The organism is Aureliella helgolandensis (assembly GCF_007752135.1).
Lineage (GTDB): Bacteria > Planctomycetota > Planctomycetia > Pirellulales > Pirellulaceae > Aureliella > Aureliella helgolandensis.
Genome location: NZ_CP036298.1, coordinates 304611 through 327514, shown reverse-complemented (window position 1 = coordinate 327514; position 22904 = coordinate 304611). Strand labels below are relative to the sequence as shown.

The 22904-nt window shown below is 55.3% G+C and carries 17 protein-coding genes; 10 read left to right on the top strand and 7 right to left on the bottom strand.

Annotated elements, in window-relative coordinates:
• Nucleotides 1-48: 48 nt before the first annotated feature.
• Both Q31a_RS01220 and Q31a_RS01215 read left to right on the top strand, forming a co-directional pair.
• Entirely contained in the window at nucleotides 49-912 is an 864-nt protein-coding gene (locus Q31a_RS01220; RefSeq protein ID WP_145072794.1) for a class II aldolase/adducin family protein, read from the top strand.
• A gap of 55 nt (nucleotides 913-967) precedes the next feature.
• Nucleotides 968-1909 carry a lactate/malate dehydrogenase family protein gene (locus tag Q31a_RS01215; RefSeq protein WP_145072791.1) on the top strand — a complete coding sequence of 314 codons (942 nt, stop codon included), beginning with the start codon at nucleotides 968-970 and terminating at the stop codon, nucleotides 1907-1909.
• A 54-nt stretch (nucleotides 1910-1963) separates the two neighbouring features.
• On the opposite strand, the gene Q31a_RS01210 is transcribed toward Q31a_RS01215, so the two are convergent.
• From Q31a_RS01210 to Q31a_RS01195, 4 genes are all read right to left on the bottom strand, one after another.
• Nucleotides 1964-2965, bottom strand: a complete 1002-nt coding sequence (locus Q31a_RS01210) for a MerR family transcriptional regulator (RefSeq protein ID WP_145072788.1) — start codon at nucleotides 2963-2965, stop codon at nucleotides 1964-1966.
• Between the two features lie 33 nt (nucleotides 2966-2998).
• Nucleotides 2999-3769: a glycosyltransferase family 2 protein gene (locus Q31a_RS01205; RefSeq protein WP_231691019.1), complete on the bottom strand. Its 771-nt coding sequence runs from the start codon at nucleotides 3767-3769 to the stop codon at nucleotides 2999-3001.
• A gap of 728 nt (nucleotides 3770-4497) precedes the next feature.
• The gene (locus Q31a_RS01200) at nucleotides 4498-5652 is read right to left on the bottom strand and encodes a serine/threonine-protein kinase (protein WP_145072786.1); all 1155 of its coding nucleotides are present in this window, start codon (nucleotides 5650-5652) and stop codon (nucleotides 4498-4500) included.
• Between the two features lie 183 nt (nucleotides 5653-5835).
• The gene (locus tag Q31a_RS01195; protein WP_145072783.1) at nucleotides 5836-6849 is read right to left on the bottom strand and encodes a D-2-hydroxyacid dehydrogenase; all 1014 of its coding nucleotides are present in this window, start codon (nucleotides 6847-6849) and stop codon (nucleotides 5836-5838) included.
• Nucleotides 6850-7199: 350 nt separating this feature from the next.
• Between Q31a_RS01195 and Q31a_RS01190 the strand changes: the two genes are divergently transcribed.
• The 5 genes from Q31a_RS01190 to Q31a_RS01175 all read left to right on the top strand — a co-directional run bounded on the left by Q31a_RS01190 (nucleotide 7200) and on the right by Q31a_RS01175 (nucleotide 13101).
• On the top strand, nucleotides 7200-8615 hold the full coding sequence (locus tag Q31a_RS01190) for an MATE family efflux transporter (protein WP_145072780.1): 1416 nt from the start codon (nucleotides 7200-7202) through the stop codon (nucleotides 8613-8615).
• A 361-nt stretch (nucleotides 8616-8976) separates the two neighbouring features.
• Nucleotides 8977-9198, top strand: coding sequence for a DUF4339 domain-containing protein (locus Q31a_RS01185; protein ID WP_231691018.1), 222 nt, complete (start codon nucleotides 8977-8979; stop codon nucleotides 9196-9198).
• A 534-nt stretch (nucleotides 9199-9732) separates the two neighbouring features.
• The gene (locus Q31a_RS29860) at nucleotides 9733-9903 is read left to right on the top strand and encodes a hypothetical protein (protein WP_197356001.1); all 171 of its coding nucleotides are present in this window, start codon (nucleotides 9733-9735) and stop codon (nucleotides 9901-9903) included.
• Between the two features lie 105 nt (nucleotides 9904-10008).
• Nucleotides 10009-12123: a HelD family protein gene (locus Q31a_RS01180; RefSeq protein ID WP_145072777.1), complete on the top strand. Its 2115-nt coding sequence runs from the start codon at nucleotides 10009-10011 to the stop codon at nucleotides 12121-12123.
• Nucleotides 12124-12399: 276 nt separating this feature from the next.
• Entirely contained in the window at nucleotides 12400-13101 is a 702-nt protein-coding gene (locus Q31a_RS01175; RefSeq protein ID WP_145072774.1) for a spermidine synthase, read from the top strand.
• Nucleotides 13102-13688: 587 nt separating this feature from the next.
• On the opposite strand, the gene Q31a_RS01170 is transcribed toward Q31a_RS01175, so the two are convergent.
• Nucleotides 13689-14378 carry a 3-keto-disaccharide hydrolase gene (locus Q31a_RS01170; RefSeq protein WP_145072771.1) on the bottom strand — a complete coding sequence of 230 codons (690 nt, stop codon included), beginning with the start codon at nucleotides 14376-14378 and terminating at the stop codon, nucleotides 13689-13691.
• A gap of 563 nt (nucleotides 14379-14941) precedes the next feature.
• Between Q31a_RS01170 and Q31a_RS01165 the strand changes: the two genes are divergently transcribed.
• Complete coding sequence (locus Q31a_RS01165) at nucleotides 14942-15979, top strand: endonuclease/exonuclease/phosphatase family protein (RefSeq protein WP_145072768.1); 1038 nt, start codon at nucleotides 14942-14944, stop codon at nucleotides 15977-15979.
• A 142-nt stretch (nucleotides 15980-16121) separates the two neighbouring features.
• Here Q31a_RS01165 and Q31a_RS01160 read toward each other — a convergent pair whose 3' ends face one another.
• On the bottom strand, nucleotides 16122-17144 hold the full coding sequence (locus tag Q31a_RS01160; protein ID WP_145072765.1) for a type II secretion system F family protein: 1023 nt from the start codon (nucleotides 17142-17144) through the stop codon (nucleotides 16122-16124).
• A 190-nt stretch (nucleotides 17145-17334) separates the two neighbouring features.
• Between Q31a_RS01160 and epmA the strand changes: the two genes are divergently transcribed.
• Nucleotides 17335-18333 (top strand): EF-P lysine aminoacylase EpmA, encoded by a 999-nt coding sequence (epmA, locus tag Q31a_RS01155; RefSeq protein ID WP_145072762.1) that lies wholly within the window; start codon nucleotides 17335-17337, stop codon nucleotides 18331-18333.
• A 6-nt stretch (nucleotides 18334-18339) separates the two neighbouring features.
• Here epmA and Q31a_RS01150 read toward each other — a convergent pair whose 3' ends face one another.
• On the bottom strand, nucleotides 18340-21543 hold the full coding sequence (locus Q31a_RS01150; RefSeq protein WP_145072760.1) for a hypothetical protein: 3204 nt from the start codon (nucleotides 21541-21543) through the stop codon (nucleotides 18340-18342).
• 847 nt (nucleotides 21544-22390) lie between these two features.
• Here Q31a_RS01150 and Q31a_RS01145 point away from each other — a divergent pair.
• The gene (locus Q31a_RS01145) at nucleotides 22391-22870 is read left to right on the top strand and encodes a hypothetical protein (RefSeq protein ID WP_145072758.1); all 480 of its coding nucleotides are present in this window, start codon (nucleotides 22391-22393) and stop codon (nucleotides 22868-22870) included.
• Nucleotides 22871-22904: the final 34 nt, after the last annotated feature.

The window sequence follows — 22904 nt, the reverse complement described above, 5'->3', positions numbered from 1 at the left end:
ACACCACCAAAAATTCAACGACACATTTACATTTGCGAGAGGTAGTTCATGGTTAACGCACACAAAATTAAGCAAGACATGTGTGAGATTGGTCGTCGCATTTATGCCAAAGGCTTCGCGGCTGCCAACGATGGCAATATCACCGTCCGCATTAGCGAAAATGAAGTTCTTTGCACGCCCACAATGCACTCCAAAGGATTTCTAAAGCCCGAAGACATTTCGACAATCGACATGACGGGCAAGCAAATTGCCGGCAACAAGAAACGCAGTAGCGAAGCGTTATTGCACTTGGAGATTTACAAGCAACGCGACGACATCAAGTCGGTCGTGCACTGCCACCCACCTCACGCAACCGCCTTCGCCGTTGCCCGCGAACCCATTCCTCAGTGCGTGCTGCCTGAAGTGGAGGTTTTCTTAGGGGATGTCCCCATCACGAAGTACGAAACCCCAGGTGGACAAGCCTTTGCCGATACGATCATTCCGTTCATTCACAAATGCAACGTCATGATCCTTGCCAATCACGGCACGGTTAGCTTCGGTGAGGATGTTGAACGAGCCTATTGGTGGACTGAAATCCTGGATGCCTACTGCCGTATCCTGATGCTGTCCAAACAACTCGGTGGAGTCCAGTACCTGGATCAAACCAAGAGCAAGGAGCTGCTTGAACTGAAGGACAAGTGGGGATTCAGCGACCCGCGAAATACCGAAGAGTACCAAAATTGCGACATTTGTGCCAATGACGTCTTTCGCAATACCTGGGAAGCTTCCGGAGTCGAACGCCGCGCCTTCGAAGCTCCTCCTGCCATGCCTGCCATGCAACCCGCCGCACCACCGGCTTCCGCCTCGGGGATCAATGAAGAGCAGTTGATCAAATTGATTACCGATCAAGTGATGAAACAACTCGGCAAGTAATTGGCCAGTGCGGAATTAGCAAGTCAGCGACCAAGTCAACGATAGAAAGAATGACATGAAAGTTAGTATTATTGGTGGTGGTGGTCTGGTCGGTTCGTGCGCCGGATTCGCATTGCAGTGCGGTGGCGTTGCGCGTGAGATCGCAATGTTGGATGTCAATGCAGATCTTGCTGCCGGCCAGGCGCTCGATATTATGCATGGCGCTCCCAGCGTGGCAGATCAAATCATTACGTCCGGATCGTACGAACACATCCCGAGCAGTGATGTGGTTTGCATCACAGCTGGCTTGCGTCGCAAACCGGATGAATCACGGCTGGATCTCATCAATCGCAACACCGACTTGTTCAACCAAATCTTGCAGCAAGTAAAAGCTGCGGGGCTAAAGCCCACGGCCAAGGTGCTCGTGGTGAGCAACCCGGTCGACATTCTGACCTACCTGGCTGCCAAATCACTGGGATTGCCCGAATCGCAAGTCCTCGGCCTGGGTACGCAACTCGACACGATTCGCTTTTGCAGTTTGATTTCCGAACATCTGAACGCTCCTCCGACCCAGACGCGGGCCCTGATCCTCGGCGAGCATGGCGACAGCATGGTCCCGGTCTGGTCGAGCGCAACGGTGGGTGGCTTGCCACTGGAAAAATACCCTGGCTGGAATACGAACATTGCCAACCAACTCTTCACCCGCACCAAGGGCTCTGGAGCCGAGGTCATTGGCAAGAAGGGTGGGGCTGGCTTTGCCGTGGGAATCGCCATTCGCGATGTGATTGAGGCCATTTTGCTCGATAGCCACAAGGTATTGCCGGTGAGTTCGATCCAAACGGGCGCTTACGGCATTCGCGATGTAGCTCTGTCGGTCCCCACAGTGGTCGGTCGCGACGGCGTCGTCAATCGGATCGAGCTTGAGCTCTGGCCGAAGGAGATGCAAGGCCTGCGCAATAGCGGCGCCGCATTGCGTCCCACGCTCGACACGGTCTTGAAACGCGTGGGGTTAGCCTAGCAGCCGCCGGCATGCCGGGATCGCAAGTTGCGACGGCCTATCTGTTGCGACGACCTACATATCGAGCATCGGAGCGGTGGCCTGAATTCGCTGCTTCGCCTCATCGGCCCAAGGGCTGTCGGGCGCAAGCTCTAGGAATCGCATCCAATGCTCGGCTGCTTGAATCGCGTGACCGGAGTCGTCCAATGCGCGGGCGAGGTGGAAGTGGACATCCGCATAATCCGCGTACTGCTCCAGCGCTCCTTCGAATGCGGCTACCGCCAAATCAGCCTGCCCACACTCCGCCAGCACGCAACCGAGATTGGCGCGTGCTTCCACCAAATCCGGATTCAATTCGAGCGCCGTGAAATAGCGTTCTCGCGCCCCGCATAAATCCCCTTGCCGATAAAGCAGTTCGGCGACCTGGAAACAGGTATCGGCCTTGGGGCCATAGGCGGCGAGCGCGGATCGATACCAGTCGACGGCCGTCTCTAAATCCCCGTCATCTTCCGCCAGAATGGCTTGCTCAATCATAGCCTCCTCTGCGACTGCAGGTGCGCCCTTGGCTGGCCGACCTGCAACCCCCAACCTCCCCGGAGCCGCCGCACTGGAGGGTTCGCGAAACTGAATCGTGGCCGGGCTCTCCTGCTCGGAATCCGGCTCCGTCTCCACCTCGAATTCAAGTCGGAATTGGCCGGAGGATTCAATGTGCGATTCTCCATGCCGCAATACTAAGGATTTACCATCGACCGAAATCGGCAGCTGCTGAATCAACTCTCGAACCGGAACGGAAACCGCGCCAAGCCGCGTGCGAAACGCGGCCAACTGCTGCTCAATCGATTGGACCGATACCCCTTGCTGCATCCACCGCGCTAGCGCCTTGGCCGTCGTCAACTCCGCGTAATCGAAGTAGGGCAACTCCATGATCTTGGTGGTTGGAGTCAGCAAGCCACTGCGTTGCCACCGTCGAATAATTCGAACCGAGACGTGCAGCAACTCGGCCAACATGGCAGGCGTGTAAAGATGGTCGGTGCTGATGGCATCTGAATTCCGATTGTCCACGTCTGTTAGGTACACCTCATAGATTTTGTCGAGTGACGATTCGTGCGCTCAGTAGCGGAGCATGCAGTAGAGGGCGCGCACGCCGTCTCTCCAGCCAATTTTTTTACCTTCATCGAAGCCTCGTCGATCGTAGCGGATCGGACGCTCATAGAACCGCACCTTCTTGCGAGCTAATTTAACCGTTAACTCAATCTCGATTCCAAATCGATTCTCTTGCAAATTGGGGGCAAGATCCTGAATCAGTTCACGTCGGATCACTTTATAGCAAGTTTCGACATCACTCAGGTAGAGGCCCGTTCTTACATTGCAGAGTCTCGTGATCCATCGATTTACAAACACATGCCACAGTGGAGGCACAGGGCGATCATGATGCCCATAGCGAGTTCCATAAACGACGTCCGCCACATCCTCAACAATCGGCTGGATGAGAAAGCGAAAATCATCGGGATCATATTCAAGATCTGCGTCTTGAACGACCACGGCCGTTCCCGTAGCGTGCTCGAATCCAGTTCTCAGCGCCGCACCCTTACCACGATTCCGCTCGTGAAGAATGATTCTTAAATCGTCCGCAGCGGGCAGCCCAGCCAGCTTCTCACGGGTGCCATCCTGACTGCCATCGTCAATCACGATAATTTCAAGTGGCAACTTCGTGCGCCGCACCCGCTCGATCACATCCAATACCGTATTGACTTCGTTGTAGACTGGAATGACCACAGTTAATCGAAAGTCCGTCGGTACCGCAAAGATTCCCAGGCGTCGGCAAACATCATCGGTTAGAACTTGATCTAGACGCAACTCTTGTAGGTGGCTTAAGGGCAAACTCAAATCTCCAGATCTCCAGATTTTTTTGACTGAAATACAATCTGCAATTCACTCTCGCACGATCTGGATGTACAACCGAAAACATCTCAGGTAAGAGGAGTATCTTAACCGCAAACCTCCTTTCGAGGTACATGAAACTCGTGCTGCAGATCACTCTTTTTTTGACCATCTGCTTGACAACTGCGTTCAAGAGCAACACAATCCCTGAAGTCGATGGAACGATTGCTGGTGATCCGACAGTGTCTCACCCTGCAGAATTCATCGAACGCCGATCCTCTCGTCTAACAACACTAGTAACAATTCGACCTCACCGCAGAATTCCTTATCATCAGCCGGAACAGGTCCCCGACAAAAAAATGTTGGGAGCGAACCCCACCACGACCCCGATTGCAAAGGCGCAAGTGGCAAGGTTCCAATCGTTCAAGTTGCTTGTCCAGTCAGTGGAGCGACACCACCAACCGCATTCTATAGAACCATTGTTTAAAATAGACGCACCCGCTTCGGCGTGGCAAGGATGGCTCTTGGGTCAGGGATGGCCTTTTTCAACTTGCGGACAAAGACTTCCGAAGAGCTCGACAACGCCCGAAAATCCTGCACAGCCACACAGAGCTAGAACTTTCCAGGGCGGTCAAAGAAACAGCTAGCAAAGATTGCTAGCTTATGCGGCAGGAGGCCGCTCTTTACCAAGCTAGCAGACCTCCAGACCTACCGGTGCATCCCCTAGATCACTCAAAACTACTGGAGTCGAGGTCGACCGATGGCGCCTCATCGACGCGCCGCACGACTTCCAGCCAAGTTCTCAGATCGTGACCGTATTCACTGGCTAGATCCCCGAACACTAGCTGGCGGTGGAACTGTGCCGCCCCCTCCTGCAAGAGTTCAGCCGCCTCGGCACTAGGGAAGCGACGCGCTGGGTCAGCAGCGATGAACCGCTCGCAGAGGTTCATCAAGTGATCATTGCACACGACCTCTTCCGGCAAGATCTCACTCAACCGCTGCGGCAACAACCGCTTTGCTTCCAGCAACTCCTGCAAATTCATATCCGCGGAGAAGCAAGGCTGCCCGGCCAACATTTCCACCAGCACATACCCCAAGCTCGCAAGATCACTGCGGGTGGTGCAACTGGCACCCTCGAGCACTTCGGGCGCAGCATAGATTGGCGTGCAGGTGCGGTTGGACGGAGGATCATCCAATTCAAAGGCAGACCCCATGTCAATCAACTTAGCGTGCCCAGTGCGTTTGAGCATGATGTTGGCTGGTTTGATATCGCTATGCACGATCCGTTCACGATGCAAAGCGTCTAGGGCCGCCAAACAATCTCGCACGACGGCCACGGCCACCCCCGCCTTGAAGCGACACTGCTCCGGCCCAAAGGTAGCTATAACGCTGTTGATATACTCCCAGCTATCTCGGCTCGCGTGAGCTCGCACGCGCTCTAGCCTCTCCAGACTCATCAATTGCCGCATATCGTAGCCATCGATCCACTCCATGACCATCAATCGAATTTGATTGCGATCCACGAAATCTTGAACATCGAGCAGATTGTCGTGTTGGATCATGGCGATGCGGGAGGCAACACGGGCGATGCGCTCCATGGCCGCCCGGTAGGCCGACGGACTGGGGAACCTCTCGGGAGAAAAGACTTTAATGGCTACCGGCTGGTTAAAACCATCGGCACCATTGCGCTCGCTGAGATAGACGACACCTTGCCCACCGCTCCCCAACTCGCGTTTGAATTTGTGGTACGTCGTCCAATGCACCCGCTGAGAATGCATCAGTGCTTGGTAGCGTTGATGCAGTGACGAAGCAACCTGCGGTTGCGGGCTGTCGATAAAAGCTTCGGTTTTCCCCTCGTCCATCATTCTCGTCGTCTGCATCATTTGTACCGCCTTGTGGTTACCCGCGCCTTCCGTGGAGTCAACCGCACGTAGTAGGCGCCGCATTGCTGGAACGCGGCGGCTATCAACTTAGATCGACAATTCATCTTAGTACAGCAGCATAGCAGCGCATTGCAAAAAAAAACACAAATCTCAAAATCCAGTCCCCGTGGATATCTTAGCACCTCATTGAGGGTTATTGACCACCATAACATCGGGATGCGGGAAGCCGAGAGTCTTATCAACCCGATTCAAAAGCGGTTGGTTCGTGAAAAAGCGTTGTAGATTGTCGACTGCAAAGCGTGTCGAGTCGTCGACGCGGCGAGCTGACTGAGCCCCCACATGAGGCGTTATCATGACATTGGGCAGTTCCCACAGCGGACTGCTTGCCGGCAGGGGTTCTTCGTAAGTCACATCCAATCCGGCCGCCGCCAAGTGGCCAGACACCAGAGCGTCGATCAGGGCCGACTCGTCCACCACCTGCCCCCGCGCCACATTCACCAAATAGCTCCCTTTGGGCATGGCCGCAAAAATACGGGCAGAGATCAACTGGCGCGTGCTGCGGTTCAGCGGCAACGCGAGGATCAGAATGTCACTGACGGAAGCCAACTCCTCCAGCCGTTCGGCCTCCCACAATTCCGACACCTCTTGCGGCTGGCGGACCGGGTAGTAATCGGTTGCTCGAATCGTAACCTGGAACGGTGCCAGCAACTGCGCCAACCGGCGACCATTCCCTCCCATCCCAACGATGCCAACTCGCTTGCCATGCAGATCCTCGGTGGGGCGGCGAATAAACTCTTTGGCTAAAGTCTGCCGAAAGAAGGTTGGCATCCCTCGCAGCAACCCCAGCAACAAGGCGAGCGTCTGCTCACCGACTTGATTGGCAAACAACCCCGAGGCGCTACACACTGGAATGTCCGACTCGATCACCGAGGGCACCAAGCAATGATCGAGTCCCGCAGCGGAGCTTTGGATCAACTTCAACCTCCCCTGCGCTACCACTGCATCCCAGTCCACGGGGACCTTTGCATGCCCCACAAAAACATCCGCGTCAAAGATGGCCGAACCAATGCCCTCCTGGCCAGCATCGATCACGTTGGCATGCGGAAGCTCCGAGGCAAACAACGCTAAATGACGAGCTTCAACGGGGTAACACAACACGACATTCGGAGGACTCGATGAACTGGTAGTGGATGACATGACACGGCAATTTCTAAGGGCGAATGGGGAGACAACGGTGCTTTGCCGTTTCGAAGGGAAGCTACATTACGGTAATCGTTTCGCAGAGAACTGCGAGGGCCCATTGTAGGCGAAATTAGACGTCCGCCAGCGCGGATTCTCTAGCCCGGGTCTGTCGAAACGGGGCGTTTCGGACTAGCATACTGGACCGCTTGTCGTTGCACTGTCCAGATTGCAATGGCCGGGCCCACGGTTTCCGCGGTGTCCCGCACAGAATGCCGTAGGGAGGCGTCTCACGTGAAAGATACCGGACCGCCCGCCAACGCGTTACTCATAGCCCCGCTTGCCTTTAGAATGCGATTCAAAACCACGTGACTACAGATGTTTCACCGGTGTCGCAGTTCAACCGCTTTGCTGCATGGTGGAGCTCCGAATGGGGACCGGGGCCCATCATTTCGCTAGCGTTGCCGTTGATGCTATCTGCTGGCTTTGTGTCAGTGACCCTCTTCACTGACCGCACCTTGCTGTACTGGCAATCGGAGGCAGCCGCCTCGGCCGCAATGGGAGCCGGCACTCTCTACTGGACATTCATCTGTCTCCCCATGGGGCTGCTCGGTTATCTCAGCACCTTTGTATCGCAATATCGCGGGGCCAAGCAATTCCTGCGCATCGGTGCCGTCTACCAACACGCCCAAGCCATCGCTTGGGCGATCGTCCCGCTGCTACTACTGGCGATGGCACTCTCCGATCAAATCTTTCGATGGGCGGGGCACTCCCCAGAACTGGTGAAACTCGAGTCGACGTACCTGCGTCTACTTCTGATCGGCGGAATCGGCGTTCTGTTCTATAGCGTGCAAAGCGGGCTCCTCACGGGACAAGGAAGGACGAAAACGGTGCTCGCCATCGACGGCATCGCATCCATCATCAACCTCATACTCGATTTCGTCCTTATCTTCGGCTGGGGACCGATCCCAGAATTGGGAATTGTGGGTGCTGCAATTGCAACCACCTTTTCCTTTTGGCTGAAAATCCCCTTGGCGAGCTGGAGCATCGCTCGGGACAAGAACCAAGGCAACACGTGCCACCTCGGCCGACGTTCCCCCTGGGAATGGGATCTGTTTCGACGACTCATTGTCTACGGCGGCCCCGCCGGCCTGCAGATGCTGGCCGAAGCAGCCTGCTTCTCGGTCATCATGCTGCAAGTCGGACGACTCGGCGAACTCCACATGGCCGCTACCACCCTGGCGCTGGGGCTGAACATCCTGGTCTTCGTGCCGATGATTGGCCTGGGCATTGGAGTCGGTGTCCTTGTCGGGCAACACCTAACATCTGGACGCGTCGATCTAGCCCGCCGCACGGTTACCTGCGCCTTGGGAGTCACGACCATTTACTCGGTCAGCTTCGCAGCCCTACTCGGCCTGGCCCCGGACTTCATGATCTCCTTCTATGCCTGGGGCACTCCCCCAGAACGCTTTGAGCAGATGCTGCCGCTGCTCAAACCACTGCTAGCAATTATTGCCGTCTACTGCGTCCTCGACGGCTGGCAAGTCGTCTTCGTGGGCGCCATCAAAGGTGCTGGAGATACTTGGTTTGTCCTCCTCGCCACCATCTGCGTCTCATCGGCTGCGGTGGTTGTCGGACTGACCATCCAAGCTGCTTACGGTGCAAGCTTGATGCTCTGGTGGTACGTCATTGCTGGTTGGGTCAGCTCCATGGGAGCCGTATTTGCCACCCGCTACGTGCGGGGGGCCTGGACCACGAAACGTGTAATCGAATCCGAGTCCTAATAATTTGGACATATCTACGCCAACCTGCGACCGGAACGGCGGCCAACGTGGTTGTATTACCTAAGCACGCTGACCGCGCCCGTAGCGGCTGCGACCAATGAACCCATGTACACCGCCTCTGCGATTTCTGAAATTTACTTCTTGCTTTCCTCCCCCCAATAATGCAACACTGGTTGGTACAGCAATAAGTAAAGGTCAGATCCGACGCGCGGCCGGGCCACGCTACAGTCGCGGCCGGATCGGCCTTGCGCAACAACGAAGGACGTCCCGCACGTCTTAGATTGCAAGTACGTTTAACTTGTACATGGCAGTACTCCCGCCCAACTGAAACAGTGCCTGCACTAGCCAGGGAGAAATAGACATGTCAGCCGATTGGTATTTTTTGCAGAGTGGATTCTTTTACAAGCATAAGAGAGTGGGGCCGATTAACGAAAATGAGTTGCTACAACGCATTGAAAAAGGCCATGTAAATCCAGACACACTTTTATCGAGTACAAGCAAGACGCATGGTCACTGGATTGCCATGCGTGAAATCAAGCCAGCCATCCGACATTGGAAGCAATGCCATCCCGATGCAGCATAGTACTCGGCAGGAGCATTCCGATTGCCTGCCGTCGATGCATGGGGATAGACCTGTCGACGAATCTGAGCCAGCAGATCGATTGCAAGTGCTGGTTGTCGCCATTGGTCCGCGTCACGCCTAACGACGCGGCCGCATCTTCGCTGGCGGCATCGGATTATCGATCTTAGCGGTCAACGTAGATGGGAACGAATGGATTCCATCTCCGCTCACCTCCGAATCCCGTATCGCTTCCCACGCAGTTGCCCTCTCTCAGCAAATGCGTTTTGCGGGACTTCACCGTGGCGGCTTGGCGGGGACAAGCCTGACTGGCGCATGCTGTATCTTGCAGAACCACCCAGATTGGGTTACATTTTCAAGCATGTGTCCACCCTAGCCAATACTCTCTCGACGCTCTTATTCCACTCGCTGGTTAGCTTTTCCAGCGTTTTCTCTGAGCGTACGGACACCATCTCGCCAGCCGCACTGCGTCCCTAAGTTGCTAGCGAATTTCTTGCAGTTCCAGTTGTATGGGTATATCGAGTCGAGGTCCTCTCCATGGATAAGAAGACACAAAAGAGAGTTGGCATCTTAAGGCAACGCATTCAGAAGCTGCAAAAGGTCTTGGCGTGCGTCAAATCACAAGCCGATGAACCTGATGAGATCGAGAAAGTTGAGAAGGAGCTTGGTGACGCAAGGTTGGAGTTAGAGACTCTATTGCAGTCCTAGGCCGCAGGGGCTCAAGCTCAGTTCCGGGAATTGCTAGCTAGATTTGCCAATAACGATCCACTTCCAAACCAGCACCGTATTCCGTTCGATTGAAACTCTCACCCCATGAACCTTGAAATACAATATCGCACCGAAGCGGAAGAGCGCCAACTTCATCAGTCCATTACAGCTCGGCTCAAGGAAACCTATAGGAACCTGCGGGCTGACGTGGCTGCCCGTCATGCTGAAATGATCCAAATCAAACAACAGCTGCAAGACCAGATACGTGATCTAGACCATGTCGATAAGGCGAATCTGCGTCAGGCTGCGAACATGGCGTCGCGCGTCGGCGAATTTTCGGTCGAACAGCAAAAGCGACTTGAGCGACTGATTGAATCTCCGTATTTCGGCAGAATTGACATTCAATCCGTTGAACACCCTAGTGGCAAGCCGCTCTACATCGGAGTTCACTCCTTCAGCGAGGATGCGGATCGGCAGTTCATCCATGACTGGCGAGCACCGATTTCCAGCTTATTCTACGACTTCGAACTCGGGGACGGGTACTACGATGCTCCAGATGGTCAAATCGAGGCGCAAATCAATCTCAAACGCCAGTATCGTATCGAAAAACAGCAATTCCGCTTCATGCTCGAATCGTCGCTCAACATTCTCGACAATGTGTTGCAAGAAGAGTTAAGCCGAGCGTCGGACACCAAGCTGAAGACGATTGTCGCAACGATTCAACGTGATCAGAACGCGATCATCCGAAACGATGATGCGCATACGATGATCATCCAAGGCGCAGCAGGGTCGGGAAAAACTTCGATCGCCATGCACCGCATTGCGTACCTGCTCTACAAATACAAAGACACGATTAGCTCGCAAGACATTTTAATCATCTCACCCAATAATGTATTCGCGCATTATATCTCGCAGGTGTTGCCAGAGCTTGGCGAAGAGATGATCAGCGAAACCACGATGGAAGTTTTAGCGGACGTGCTGCTGGAGTCGAAATTCAACTTCCAATCGTTCGGCGAGCAAATCCAAGTATTGTTGCGAGGCAAGGATACAGCCTTTGCGGAACGTGTACGCTACAAGGCCAGCACCGATTTCCTGGCCGACTTCGACCGCTACGTCGACAGTCTGCGAAAGTCGAACGTCAGCTCAAAAGGTGTCAAAGTGAGCGTTTATTCCGTCTCGGCCGAAGATGTCCGAAGGCACTTTCAGCGAAGACAGAACCAACCTTTCAACGAACAACTCAACGGAGTAACTGCGGCCATTGTGGAGCAGATCAAGTTGAACCACCAGAAGGTCATCGAAAACAAACAGCGGGCCGAACTGCGAGCACAGCTCAAGGCCATGATGGGCGAGACCGATCTGAAGAAACTCTACAAGGGCTTCTACGAATGGAGTGGCAAAGCAGATTTGTTCAAGATCGGTCCCAAGGGCTCGTTGGAGTATGCCGACGTCTATCCACTGATCTACATGAAATTGCAACTGTCGAACACCACTCCCAATGCAGCGGTCAAGCACTTGGTGGTGGACGAGATGCAGGACTACAGTCCCCTACAATATCGAGTCCTTTCCCAACTCTACCCCTGCAAAAAAACGGTGCTCGGCGATCGCAATCAATCAGTCAATCCACTCAGCTCCTCTCATGCAGAAGCCATACGAGATATCCTGCCCGAATCGCTCTGCGTTTACATGCGCAAGAGCTACCGATCGACTTCTCAAATCACGCAAGTTGCCCAAGCAATTCTGAACAACCCCGACCTGGAACCAATTGCGCGGCACGGGGAGGAGCCCACGTTCAATTCGTTTCGCAAGAAATCGGAGGAACTCGATTTCATCGCGGGGCAAGTAAAAGATTTCTGCGGAGGCGAATATCAGTCGATGGCAATCATTTGCCGAACCCAGGGGGAAGCCGATGAACTCTACGAACACCTTCGGTCCACGACCACAGTCTCATTGCTGAACTCAAAGAGCAGAGTTTTTGCCAGTGGCGTTGTCATCACCACAGCTTACCTCGCCAAGGGACTCGAGTTCGATAAGGTACTGGTGCCGTTCTGCACGAAAACCAATTATCACCAAGCGATTGATCGGCATATGCTGTACATTGCCGTGACTCGCGCGATGCACTCGCTTGCAATCACTCATCGTGGCGCAATTACAGAATTCTTGGAGTCCGTCTGTTCCACACGTCAATTTTCCGATGCGTCAAGCGAGGAGATAGCATCGTGACAGAGCTGCTCAAGCTGGTGGAGTCGCAGTGGCCATGGCATGGAGCATTTCAGGCAGCATCCTCCCCACGATGTGACAACCGCATTTATCGGAAAGTTGAACCGCCTGAAAAGGCAATCTCGCCGGCGCGCCTGCAAACGAAGCCTGGCGGCTCAATTGCGGCGCAGCGACACGCTCGATATCAGCGACGCGATTCGGGTGGGGGCTTGGAATCTCGTTGATTGGGCACACTGGCGCCAACAGCCCTCGCTCGCACCTCTAACACGAAATGACCGAATGTCCATAAAATTCGAAGTGCTTGCCTACGAGGACACCCAACTGGGAATCCTCTGCCTGCGCCGGCGTCTGACACTTCGAGAACCTCAACGTTGGGTGACGGAAGTCACGCTCAATCACGAATTTTTAATGAGCAGTCTACATACGGATTCCGAAGAGGCGTTGGCTAAACTCGCGATCGAGCGCGTCCCTGGAAAGGAACTTCACATACTTGTTGGCGGCCTTGGACTGGGCTACACCGCCGCTGCTGCACTCGATTCGGACCGCGTTACCAAAGTTGAAGTGGTGGAGTTCTTGCCTCAGGTCATCGACTGGATGAACGCCGATCTGATTCCTCTATCGGAACGGCTCAAAGACGACTCTCGTCTAACCGTCGTGCAGGGGGATGTGTACGAGCGGCTACTGAGTGCGCCAAGCCAGCTCCGCTGGGATGCGATCTTAATTGATGTCGACCATTCGCCCGAGGACCAACTATCCTCCAGCGACCACGGCCTATATTCGGCTCTTGGATTGAAGCTGGCGACAAAACACTTGCGCCCCGGCGGAATTCTTGCTCTGTGGTCCTATGAGGGAAACGACCAGCTGGCAGATGCAATGCGGTCGACGATGGTGGAAGTGGATGTGCTACCCGTCAAGTACTACAACCAGCACGTTTCCGAGTCGTTCACCGACTGGCTGTTCGTAGGCAAATGCGCCGAATAAGCTGCGTTTCGCTGCCCATTGTGGCGATTGCCCGACCGTTCAACAAACTGCCCATGCCATCCGCCGAGTCTGAGTCGGGTCAAGGAATGCTTCCCACCTCCCAAGTGACAATGTCCGCAGCTGGACTCTCTGCGGTCGATGGATGGTTTCCAATTGCACCGTGCAGATGAGCTTGGGAGTACTGCCCGCGAACTGCGCGAAAAAGGAGAACTAAAGCTTTCGCGTGAATCGTACGATGCGTTTGCAGTTACTCAACATCCCCTGGGGAATGCAGCAAAGTGCTACAGAGCGCACCACGGCTGATTCACTCTGCCAGAGTTCACTACGACTGGCAAGCCGCGCGGCCCCAAGCTGACGTTGAGAGGCAGCTGAGAAAAACAGCTGCACCTACCTCCGCCTGCTCCCTCCACCCCGCTTGGTGGGCGAGTGGGGGGAGTTGCGATGGTCTCGGCTTTGGTTCGAAGAAACCAATCAAAAGAAGCGGGCGGCGAGTACGGGGCTCGGCGGGATGCCTAGCGGGATGTTTGTCCCGGCAGCAACGTGCAGTAGCCCCCAACTTTTCCATGCTGACCTTTTCCACGCGAACCTTACTTGAGAACTTTTAGCCGCATGTTTTTGAATTGAATCTTCATGGGAGGGCCTTGGTGAATTTGGAGGGCCAACACACCTTTGGCAGAGGACTTTTCGGTCTGGTTGTCGATCACTTCCGACATCAGCTGGTCATTGATGTAGTGGCTGAGCTTGTTGCCCTTGGCTTCCACGCGGTAGTGATTCCAGTCTTCTCCGTGGATCTTCTTTCCCAGCTCTTTGGCATCGCCGATACTTTCTTCGGTTTTGGTGCCATCCTTCGCAAGGGTCGTGCGAACACCGCGAAGCGTTAAAATACCGCGTCCCTTCTCTTCATAGTTGATGCCCGCGTAAGTCAGCGATGCATCAATATCGGCCTGATAGCCGCCTACGATGAAATCCTCCTCGTTGAGGACCTTGCTTCGATACTGGATTCCTGAATTTCCCTCCGCTCCCAATTTGTAGTCCAGCTCCAAGACGAAATCTGCAACCTCGCCTTCCCAGATCAAGAAGGTATTGAACTTGAGCTTCTTTTCATCCGAGGTGGTACCGGTAATGGCTCCGTCTTCTACGGACCACAACTCCGAATTGCCCTTCCAGCCGGTGAGATCCTTGCCGTTGAAAATCTCTTTGAAGCCGTCGTCAGCATGAAGGATAGTCGAGGCAGTAAGAATGGCGACTGCCATCAGGGAGCGTGATAGGTGACGCATTGTTGAAAAACTCCAAAGGTGGGATTGAGCACTTAGTTACCAAACGTTCCCCAGTCTAGCTAATCGCTATTCAACTTGCGCGGGCTCCCCCAAGAGAACTCGACAGATTTTAGAATCCAGCCACTCGGTTGCTCGCAGCTCAGCCGCCCCCGCGTCGTCTAGCCCGGCCAGCTTGGGCGCGATACAGTCTTGAATCCACCTTTCTTTTCCAGTGGAGCTGACCTATCCTGGCTTGAGCCACCACCGCTGCCGCCCCTAAGGCTTAACGGCTTGTCGCAATAGCAGCCCGCCGCGTGCATAAGGAAGTGTGTTCGCAGCTACCGGGTGATTGGGGAGTGCTACCTTCATGGTAAAACCAAGTACGCTCTTGAATCGACAACCCGATAAGCGAGGCTGGATTGGCTGCTCCTGCAATTCGACTCGGGGTGCGATGCTAGGATTGGGATTGAAAGTGCAACGAATTCAACCAACCTTTGAGAACTGGACTTGAGGATTGAGAATCAGGTCTCCAAGCACGAGACTCTCGATCAATCGCTGGCTTACCATGATGGAACCTGAACCGCGTGAATCCGCTGCCCCCTACCACCCAACCTGATTCACTCGCCTCTGAAACCGTGCACGAACCTGCAGATCAACGCTCGCTGCGGCCGCGCAATGGCAGAAGAATCCTGCGTGGTTTGTCCAACTTCGGCACCGCGGGAGTATGCCTATACCTCCCGCTAGTATGGCTTGCCCCACTCTCGCCAACCTGCGAACTAGCGGTCCATTTCGCCTTTCATATTCTGTGCGTACTACCAATCCTGATGGCAGTGCAACTCAGCCTAAACCTCAGAACCCCGCTGGTGATCAACGCCATGGCCAGCGTCTACCTACTCTTACTCGTGCAACCTTGGTCGCTCTACCTTCCGCACCCGACGTCCCTGCAGCACCCACAGCGGTCGCTCCGCGTGATGTCCTGGAACGTGCTGACCGTCAACCAATCGCTGGCGGAAGTCGACCAAGTATTGAGAGAGCAAGATCCGGATCTGCTAATCCTGATCGAGAATCGTCCCGGTCTCCTCAAGCAACTGCCTGTACTTGCCGAACGCTACTCCAATTACCGCTCCCTTCCCGGCTGGCATGGATCAGGGATTGCGTTGTTCAGTCGCGACCCGCGTGCCCAGCTTACGGTTGAGCTGTGGGGCTACGAACAACGTCCTGCCATCGTTGCCACCTATCCAGATGCATCTGGGGAGCCGGCTGTGCAAATCATAGGAATGCATACCTACTCACCACTGCCAGTCAGTCGTGTCGAACACCGCGACCGACAACTTACGACCTTTGGCGACTGGGCGTTGTCCCAGCGTGTTCCTATCTGCGTGGTCGGTGATTTGAACACCACTCCCTGGACCCGTTCCTTTGCAAATCTCATAGCCTTGGGCTTTCAAGATTCACGGCTTGGAAGCGGAAATTGCCCCTCGTGGCCCAGTTGGGCAGGACCACTGGGCATTCCCATCGACCATGCCTTAACCTTAGGCGCGTGCAGCATCTCCGATCGTCAGGTCTTGCCCCACGCTCCTGGCTCGGACCATCTCCCGATCACCTTCCAATTGCATTACTAGTGCGAATAGAGTGGGTTGGCGTTGTGCGCATTGGCCCCATCCCCCACGTAGGTCCAACACTCCAAGACAGGCATTTCCGGGACGAACGCAACGGCAATGTCGCAGAACTCACAAGTTTAAAGAGACTTGCCTACGCCATTTTCTACGGCAAAAATCCGTTGAGCAGATTGATATAGCTCATTGCCATGCGAATAATCATGAATGCCATTAACAGGATAATGCCCATCCAAATCGCGATCCCTGCGACCGTCGCGATCGTCGACAGTGCGGCTTGAGCACGCTGCCGATACTGCTCGGCGAGGTGATCAAAGGACTCGGTTTCAGTGCCACTAAGTTCACCGATCCGCACCGCTTCGACAAACTCTTGTGGCAAGACGCCAGACGCGGTGAAGGCTTCACCGAAGCTGGAGCCCTTTCCAACTTCGGCCACAGCCAGATCCATACCACCAATGAAATAGTAATTCCCCGTCGACAGGAATCCTTGGCGCAGGCTACGACGCGCTTCAACCCCGGCGTTCAGCAGCATCGACATGGTCATGCTCAAACGCGACAACCCCAGCGTTACTAGCGCCGTCCCGATGCCCGGAATGCGCTGTATCAGAGGCATCAAGAGGCGGTGGCAGTTGAACCAATTTTTCCACACTCCGTAGCCAACTAGACTCACGGCGCCAAAGAAGCTGCTGACGACAAAGCAATAGATAAAAAACCCATTCACTCCCCGCAGCCCAACTCCAGAGGCGTCATAACTCCCCGGTGTATTGGGCGTCAGCAATCCCTGGATCAAGATCACCAGCCCAATAATACCCACCGCCATGAAGAGTTGGATAAGAGGCCAGGAGATCTTGCTAAGGAACAGGGCCCGAGTCCGCTTGAGCTGCTCATAGTAGTCTGCCATGTAGGCAAACATGGCCTCGGTCCTCCCCCCCAATTCACTCGCATTGACCATCTGAATGAGGAGTGGTGGGAAATACTGCTTCTCCTGAAACATGGCTTTCGAGAAAGTGTTGCCATTTCGAATTTCCTCCAACACACGCGACATGACTCGCTGATGCTGGGCATTGCCAGACTTGGTCTCATTCTCAAGCAAGCGTAGAATGTCGACTCCCGCTTTGAGGCCGATCCCCATTCGACGGCAAAACGCGGCCAAGGCCCCCAGGCTCATCATTATCTTCACCTTTTGTGCAACGCATTAGAAAACTTGTACAGCTTGACCGAACATTACGAAAGCTAAAGCATTACCAACCGGCCTCGAACGGTACGTGCAACGCGGAACAACTCTCTCCATTGTAGTATGTGTCGCACGAATTAGGTCTGCGGCTTCCTCCCCATCCCGAACTTGCCGAAACCTGTGCACCATGAATTTGTTGACTTCAGATATCAATCCACCCTGGCGACCAACGGCTTCTATCGAAGTCTTGCGCCGCCGCGGTGAATTAACTTGGCGTCTACGACAATTCTTCCATCAACGCGACATTCTGGAAGTTCACACGCCGACCCTGTGTCATGATACGGTCGTCGATCGCCATATTGAGCCCATTGCTCTCCCAGGCAAAGCCTTAGGTCTGGCGGAACTCGCGGATGACACCCTGTTCTTACAAACCTCCCCTGAATTCTGCATGAAACGCTTGGTCGCTGCAGGCATGCCAGCCATCTATCAGATCGGTCCCGTCTACCGAGGAGGTGAGAGTGGCAATTTCCATAACCCCGAATTTACCATGGTCGAATGGTATCGCGTTGGCGACAATCTCACGCAAGCGGTGCAACTGCTGAGCGAACTCGTGGTGGCCGCCCTGGGCGTCTCGCCACCCCATCAACAAACCTATCAAGCTGCTTTCCAGCAGTACGCACAACTCGATCCCCTGGCGTGCCCTATCTCGGAACTGGCCCGCTGCGCCGTCGACCGAAACCTGGGCGTCGGCCTCGACTGGAGTCAAGATCGAGACGACTGGCTCAACCTCATTTTTTCAGACGTAATTCAGCCTCAATTGGGACACAACCTTCCCACCATCATCACGCACTACCCGGCTAGCCAATCCGCGCTTGCTCGGCTTTCGAGCCAAGATGCTCGGACCGCGGAACGCTTTGAACTTTTCATACATGGGATCGAATTGGCCAACGGATACAACGAACTCACTGATGCATCCGAACTAGTCCACCGCAACCAAACTACGAACCGTCAGCGACTGGATGATGGACACCGCGCACTCCCAGAGCAGAGCTACCTCATCGACGCCATGCAAGCCACATTCCCTGCCTGCAGCGGTTGCGCTTTGGGACTGGATCGCTTGCTGATGGTCGCCGAAGGGATTACCGACATCGATCGAGTGATCTCCTTCCCGATCTCACGAGCTTGAACGGTCCTACAAGGGTGGCGCAAAGAGCAGCAGTCCGCTAGCCTGTAAAAGGCTGCGATGCGTCTGCAATTGGGACCAACTCTGCGAATTCCCCTGCGGACGGTGCCGGCGAACGGATAGCGCCCAGGCTTGCCCCATCACACTCTTTTCGGTCGTCAATGAGGAGAGTTCAATCGCAATTTCAGCGGTCCACTCGTGCGTTTCTGGCCGTGCGAACACATGCCATTTAGGGTTAAATCCCGCCACTCCATCACAGCGATCGCAGGTCCGCCCATCTTCGGAAATGGCCAGTTCGATTGCCGTGCTATAGTCTCGGTCCACGTCAAACAGCAATTCAACTCGGTCCGTTTCACTCAAATCAGAGTCGTAGGTTCGAACGCGTTTTAGGCGACTTGAATTCCCGTCACTCTGTTCTCGAAAACAGTGAACCGCTACATAGAGGTAGTCGCTATCGTAGGCGATTCGAATGAGCGCTGGTTGCTCAGACTCGCTCGCTGGATCACTGGCAATTGAGGTAAGCTGCAGAGCTGGGACTTGATTCCAGAAGGACTCCGATAGCACGCCGTCGAGCAATGGGGGCTGGTCGGCGCGAACAGCGAGAGCGAGCCAACGCAACTGACCGGTCTGATTGCTTCGCAACAGGAGCTCTTGGCGAGCCACTTGCGGCCAACCGATCAACGGGCCCTCAAGCATGCTGGACTCGCCAAAGGCTGCTTCACCACCCAGAGCCGCTTTCTGCGCAGCAGCCGTCAACGGCATGCGATCCTTCATGCGTTCAATCAACAGTGCCAGATCGGGTCGATTACGCAAGCCTGGTGATTCGCGATGAACCCTATCCAGCAGACCGAACCAAGCTTGTGGTTCCAACGATTCATTGACTGGTACCGAAGGGGCCGGTGATGAAGTCGCCGAGGCGCGAACCACCGATCCGAAGGGGGCACTTGCCAGTTGTGCCGAGGTCCCACGCTGGGCGTCGGAAAAGGGACTGCGGTCCCAAACGGTGCCACCTGCCGAAGCATCGTCCACTTTGACTTGCTCCCCAACCAGTCGATCGAGTCGCTCGCCCGCTCCGCCCAGGCGCGATTCCGGAATCGGTACCGGTGCGGCAGAATCGGTGACAAATTGCTCCACAGAGGCTTCGGACACAGTCACTAGGGCGCTCGCTTGCCAAGCACGGAACTCTTCGCTTCCCAGCCGTGTCAACAATTCCAGCCGAGCCCAATCGGCCGCATCGCTCTTCGGCTGCAAGGCGATCAAGCGTTCCAGGACGCGGCGGCGGCGCGGCCAATCCTGCGGCTCATTCAACATGCCAGTTAAACGGTACGCCGCTGGTGCAATTTCACCATCTGGCAACCCGGCTAACAAAACTCGCAACGCCTCATCCCATTGCTGATCAGAGGCCATTCGCCCCTCACTATCTCCCAATCGCATCATTGCTCGGTCGCGATGCACTCGCCCCATGACCAGCTGATAATTCCCAATCTCTTTGATCGGGAGTTCCATCCGCGTATCGGCTGATGGCGGAATTGCGCCCAGCAAGGAGACTAAGGCTGCTGGGGCGTGGGTCCGTGTCCAAACGCTTCGCATGGCCACCGTAGATTGCTCCTGAGTGATATCTGGGGGCAATGCTTGCAGCAGGTCCTGAATCGACAGCGCCGGAGTTCTCAGCACGCGTTGCGATTGCTCGGTAAATTGGCTGGTCGCTTCGTCAGTAACCTCCACCAATTTCCTTACCGGCCAAGACTTGAGCCCTAGCTCTTGAGCCACCGAAAGCCTCTCCGACTGGGCCGCGGACTCAATCGCAGCGAGCGCCAGTGCGGTTGGACTCGTCGCCCCTCGGCCGCTCTCTCGCGAAGTCAACAACACATCGGGTTTCCAGCTGAGCAGCTCGATGGCGAGCCGCTCCGTCGCAGACTCCTTCGAGACCGGCAGGTCGGCCCAATGCGCATGTTGCGCCAATCCCAAGTGAGGTGCTAATGACTCCAGGCAGCTAGCTCTGCCCGGCAAGAAATTGGCATGCTCGATCGGCTCACCGGCCTGTAGAACCAACGAAGCGGAAGCGATTTGGTCATCCCAACTCGTTGCAATCAGAGGCAACCAGGGTGTATCTGCGTCTGTGGCTGAAATCGCAAGCACCCCCAGGCGCCCAGCCGCCTGACGCTGAGAATACCACGTCTTTCCACCATCGCGTGTCGCCAGAATACTCCCCAACGCACCGACCGCCCACCCACGCCTCGCATCGAGAAACCGAAGACTCGCAATGGGCAGAGTATGCCCCGTAGATTTTAGGGACCATGTCGCGCCCCGATCCGCACTGTAGAGGAGTACCGAGCCGGGGGCACCACCGACCCAGATCTCATCGTCGACCTGGGCAATACTCGCCCAACGGCAGCAGGCCTTCGCTGCCGGGGAGAGAGGCAGCGCAAGGTCTTGCCACTGCTTGCCATCGCGGCTGAAGATCAATTCGCCTGCCGAGCCGCCGGCTAACCAGCCAAGCCCGGTATGCGTCAGGCACTGCAAGGGACGGTTTCCATCGGAGATATTGTCTAGCCTGTCGGCGTGCCCCACTCCCATTGCGGACCGACCCAATCGATCCACCGCAACCACCGTCCCGACATTGTCCACCGCGGCAACCGTCGCGTGCCCAATGGGCATCCTGAGGCCATGCCAAGACAATCCCCCATCGAGGCTTTCGAACACGCTCGTCTTCCACTTGGGACTGTAATCACCCCATGCAATCGCTCGACGATTCTCGAAGCGCACTCCGCGCAAGCTTGGCAACTCCACATCTCGGACGGTTGTCCAAGTATCCCCTCCATCCAGAGAGCGGAGTACTGCAGCCTTGCTGGTACCGGTGTAGTTCCCGATCCAGCCGCCGACGATAATGCCGATTTCATGGTTATCGAAGTCGACTCCATGCAGATTCGCCGTGGTGAGACTGGCTAACGAGCTCCACAGGCGGCCACCATTCTTGCTGCCCAAGATGAGGCCGCGATCACCGATACAAAGCAATCGGTCTTCGGAAATGATCGCCACATCATTTAGGTTGGCGCCTGGCGAGGCACTAGCCACGTAAGCGTCGTTAAGTAGCTGCGGATCGACTGAAATGGCACTTCGATCTGAAAGCGTTTCAGCGTTGGCCACCGCACCGCCTAGCTCCACAATGAAGACGCTCAGCACGATCAGTAAACTAGATCGAAGAATTGGCATTCGAATGTTTCTCACTTCGCACATTCCCACTCTGCACACCAGATTTCTACTCACCGATTGTCGATGGGTTGACGTCCTGAAAGACCGCTCGTCATGAAAACGCTCTCATTGCTCAACGCGCAAGCCACAACATCCACCACGCTGCTTGGGGTTGCAGTGGCATCGAGCCGTTCTCGAATGAATTCGCTGCCGAATAAACTTGGTTCTATTGATGTTCCCAATTTCGTCGCGCGAGCATACAACAAGCCTGCACCTGCAACCATAGCAATGCTTGAATAGCTTTTCCCCACGAGTCGCTCGCATTCCCGAGGCCCCCCAAAGAATCCCTCGCAGCGCGACAGCTTGTCCAAATAGTAACCCGCCGGGAACGGCTTGTTGAAATAGTAACCCCAGCGTGACGGGCTGTTGATTTAATAGCAATTTGAATTCTGGCGCGAAGGTAGCCCCCCTAATTACCCTATAGCGGTAACCACTCTTCCTCGCTCACGCAGCGGGTTGCTATTTCAACAGTCCGGTGAGCAAGGACAGATGGTTGCCGCTAACTCACGGCACTACCGTAGCTTCCCAACCACCAGGGCGCCCCAATCCCTGGCTGCGTAGAAAAGACTCGGAGACAGAACCGCTCGATCACGCCCCGTGAAGGTACATGCCCAGCACTGTATTGGCATACTGTATTGGCATTGCGACCAACCACCCTTTTCCCGTAATTACAGTTAAGGCGAGCTGAGTTGAGCGGTGGGCCTCCCATCCTTCGCCAGATGCCAGAATGCAAACTCCGGGATGTCCCTCATCGGAATACCCAATCCCCTGAATGCCAGCCACTTCGAAGTCCCCGAGTTGACGCGCTATGCCACTGACTGACCATTCCCCGCTCGCAATTGAACAAATTCGCAGCTTAGTCAACGATCCTCAAGAGGCTGGCCTGCGCACTCTAGATTTGTTGGCATGCCTGAATGATAGCGAGATGGAACTGCGGGGCTGGGCCTGCGACGCACTTGAGGTGATCCAACAGATTCCCGAGGAAATCGTCCCTGAACTCCTCCTCGCTTGCTCCCATAAAAATGCTGGAATTAGCGAGTACTCTTGCACTCTGCTCGCCCGGCGGGCGAACTCCTGCGATGCCGCTCAACAGGCTGCCATTCAACAGACGCTGCGGACAACCCTGCAAACGCATTCAGAGACCGCCGCACGCCAGGCTGCTGCCGCTGCATTAGGAAAACTGCCCACGCTCGACCAAGAGTCGCGCAGCGCACTGCAACAAGCCACAACCAGTACCGATCCTCGCCTGAGTCGACTAGCCAGGACGGCTCTCGACACCACAACCTAAAGGGTGCGCGACACCTTGATTTGAATTCCCGTAG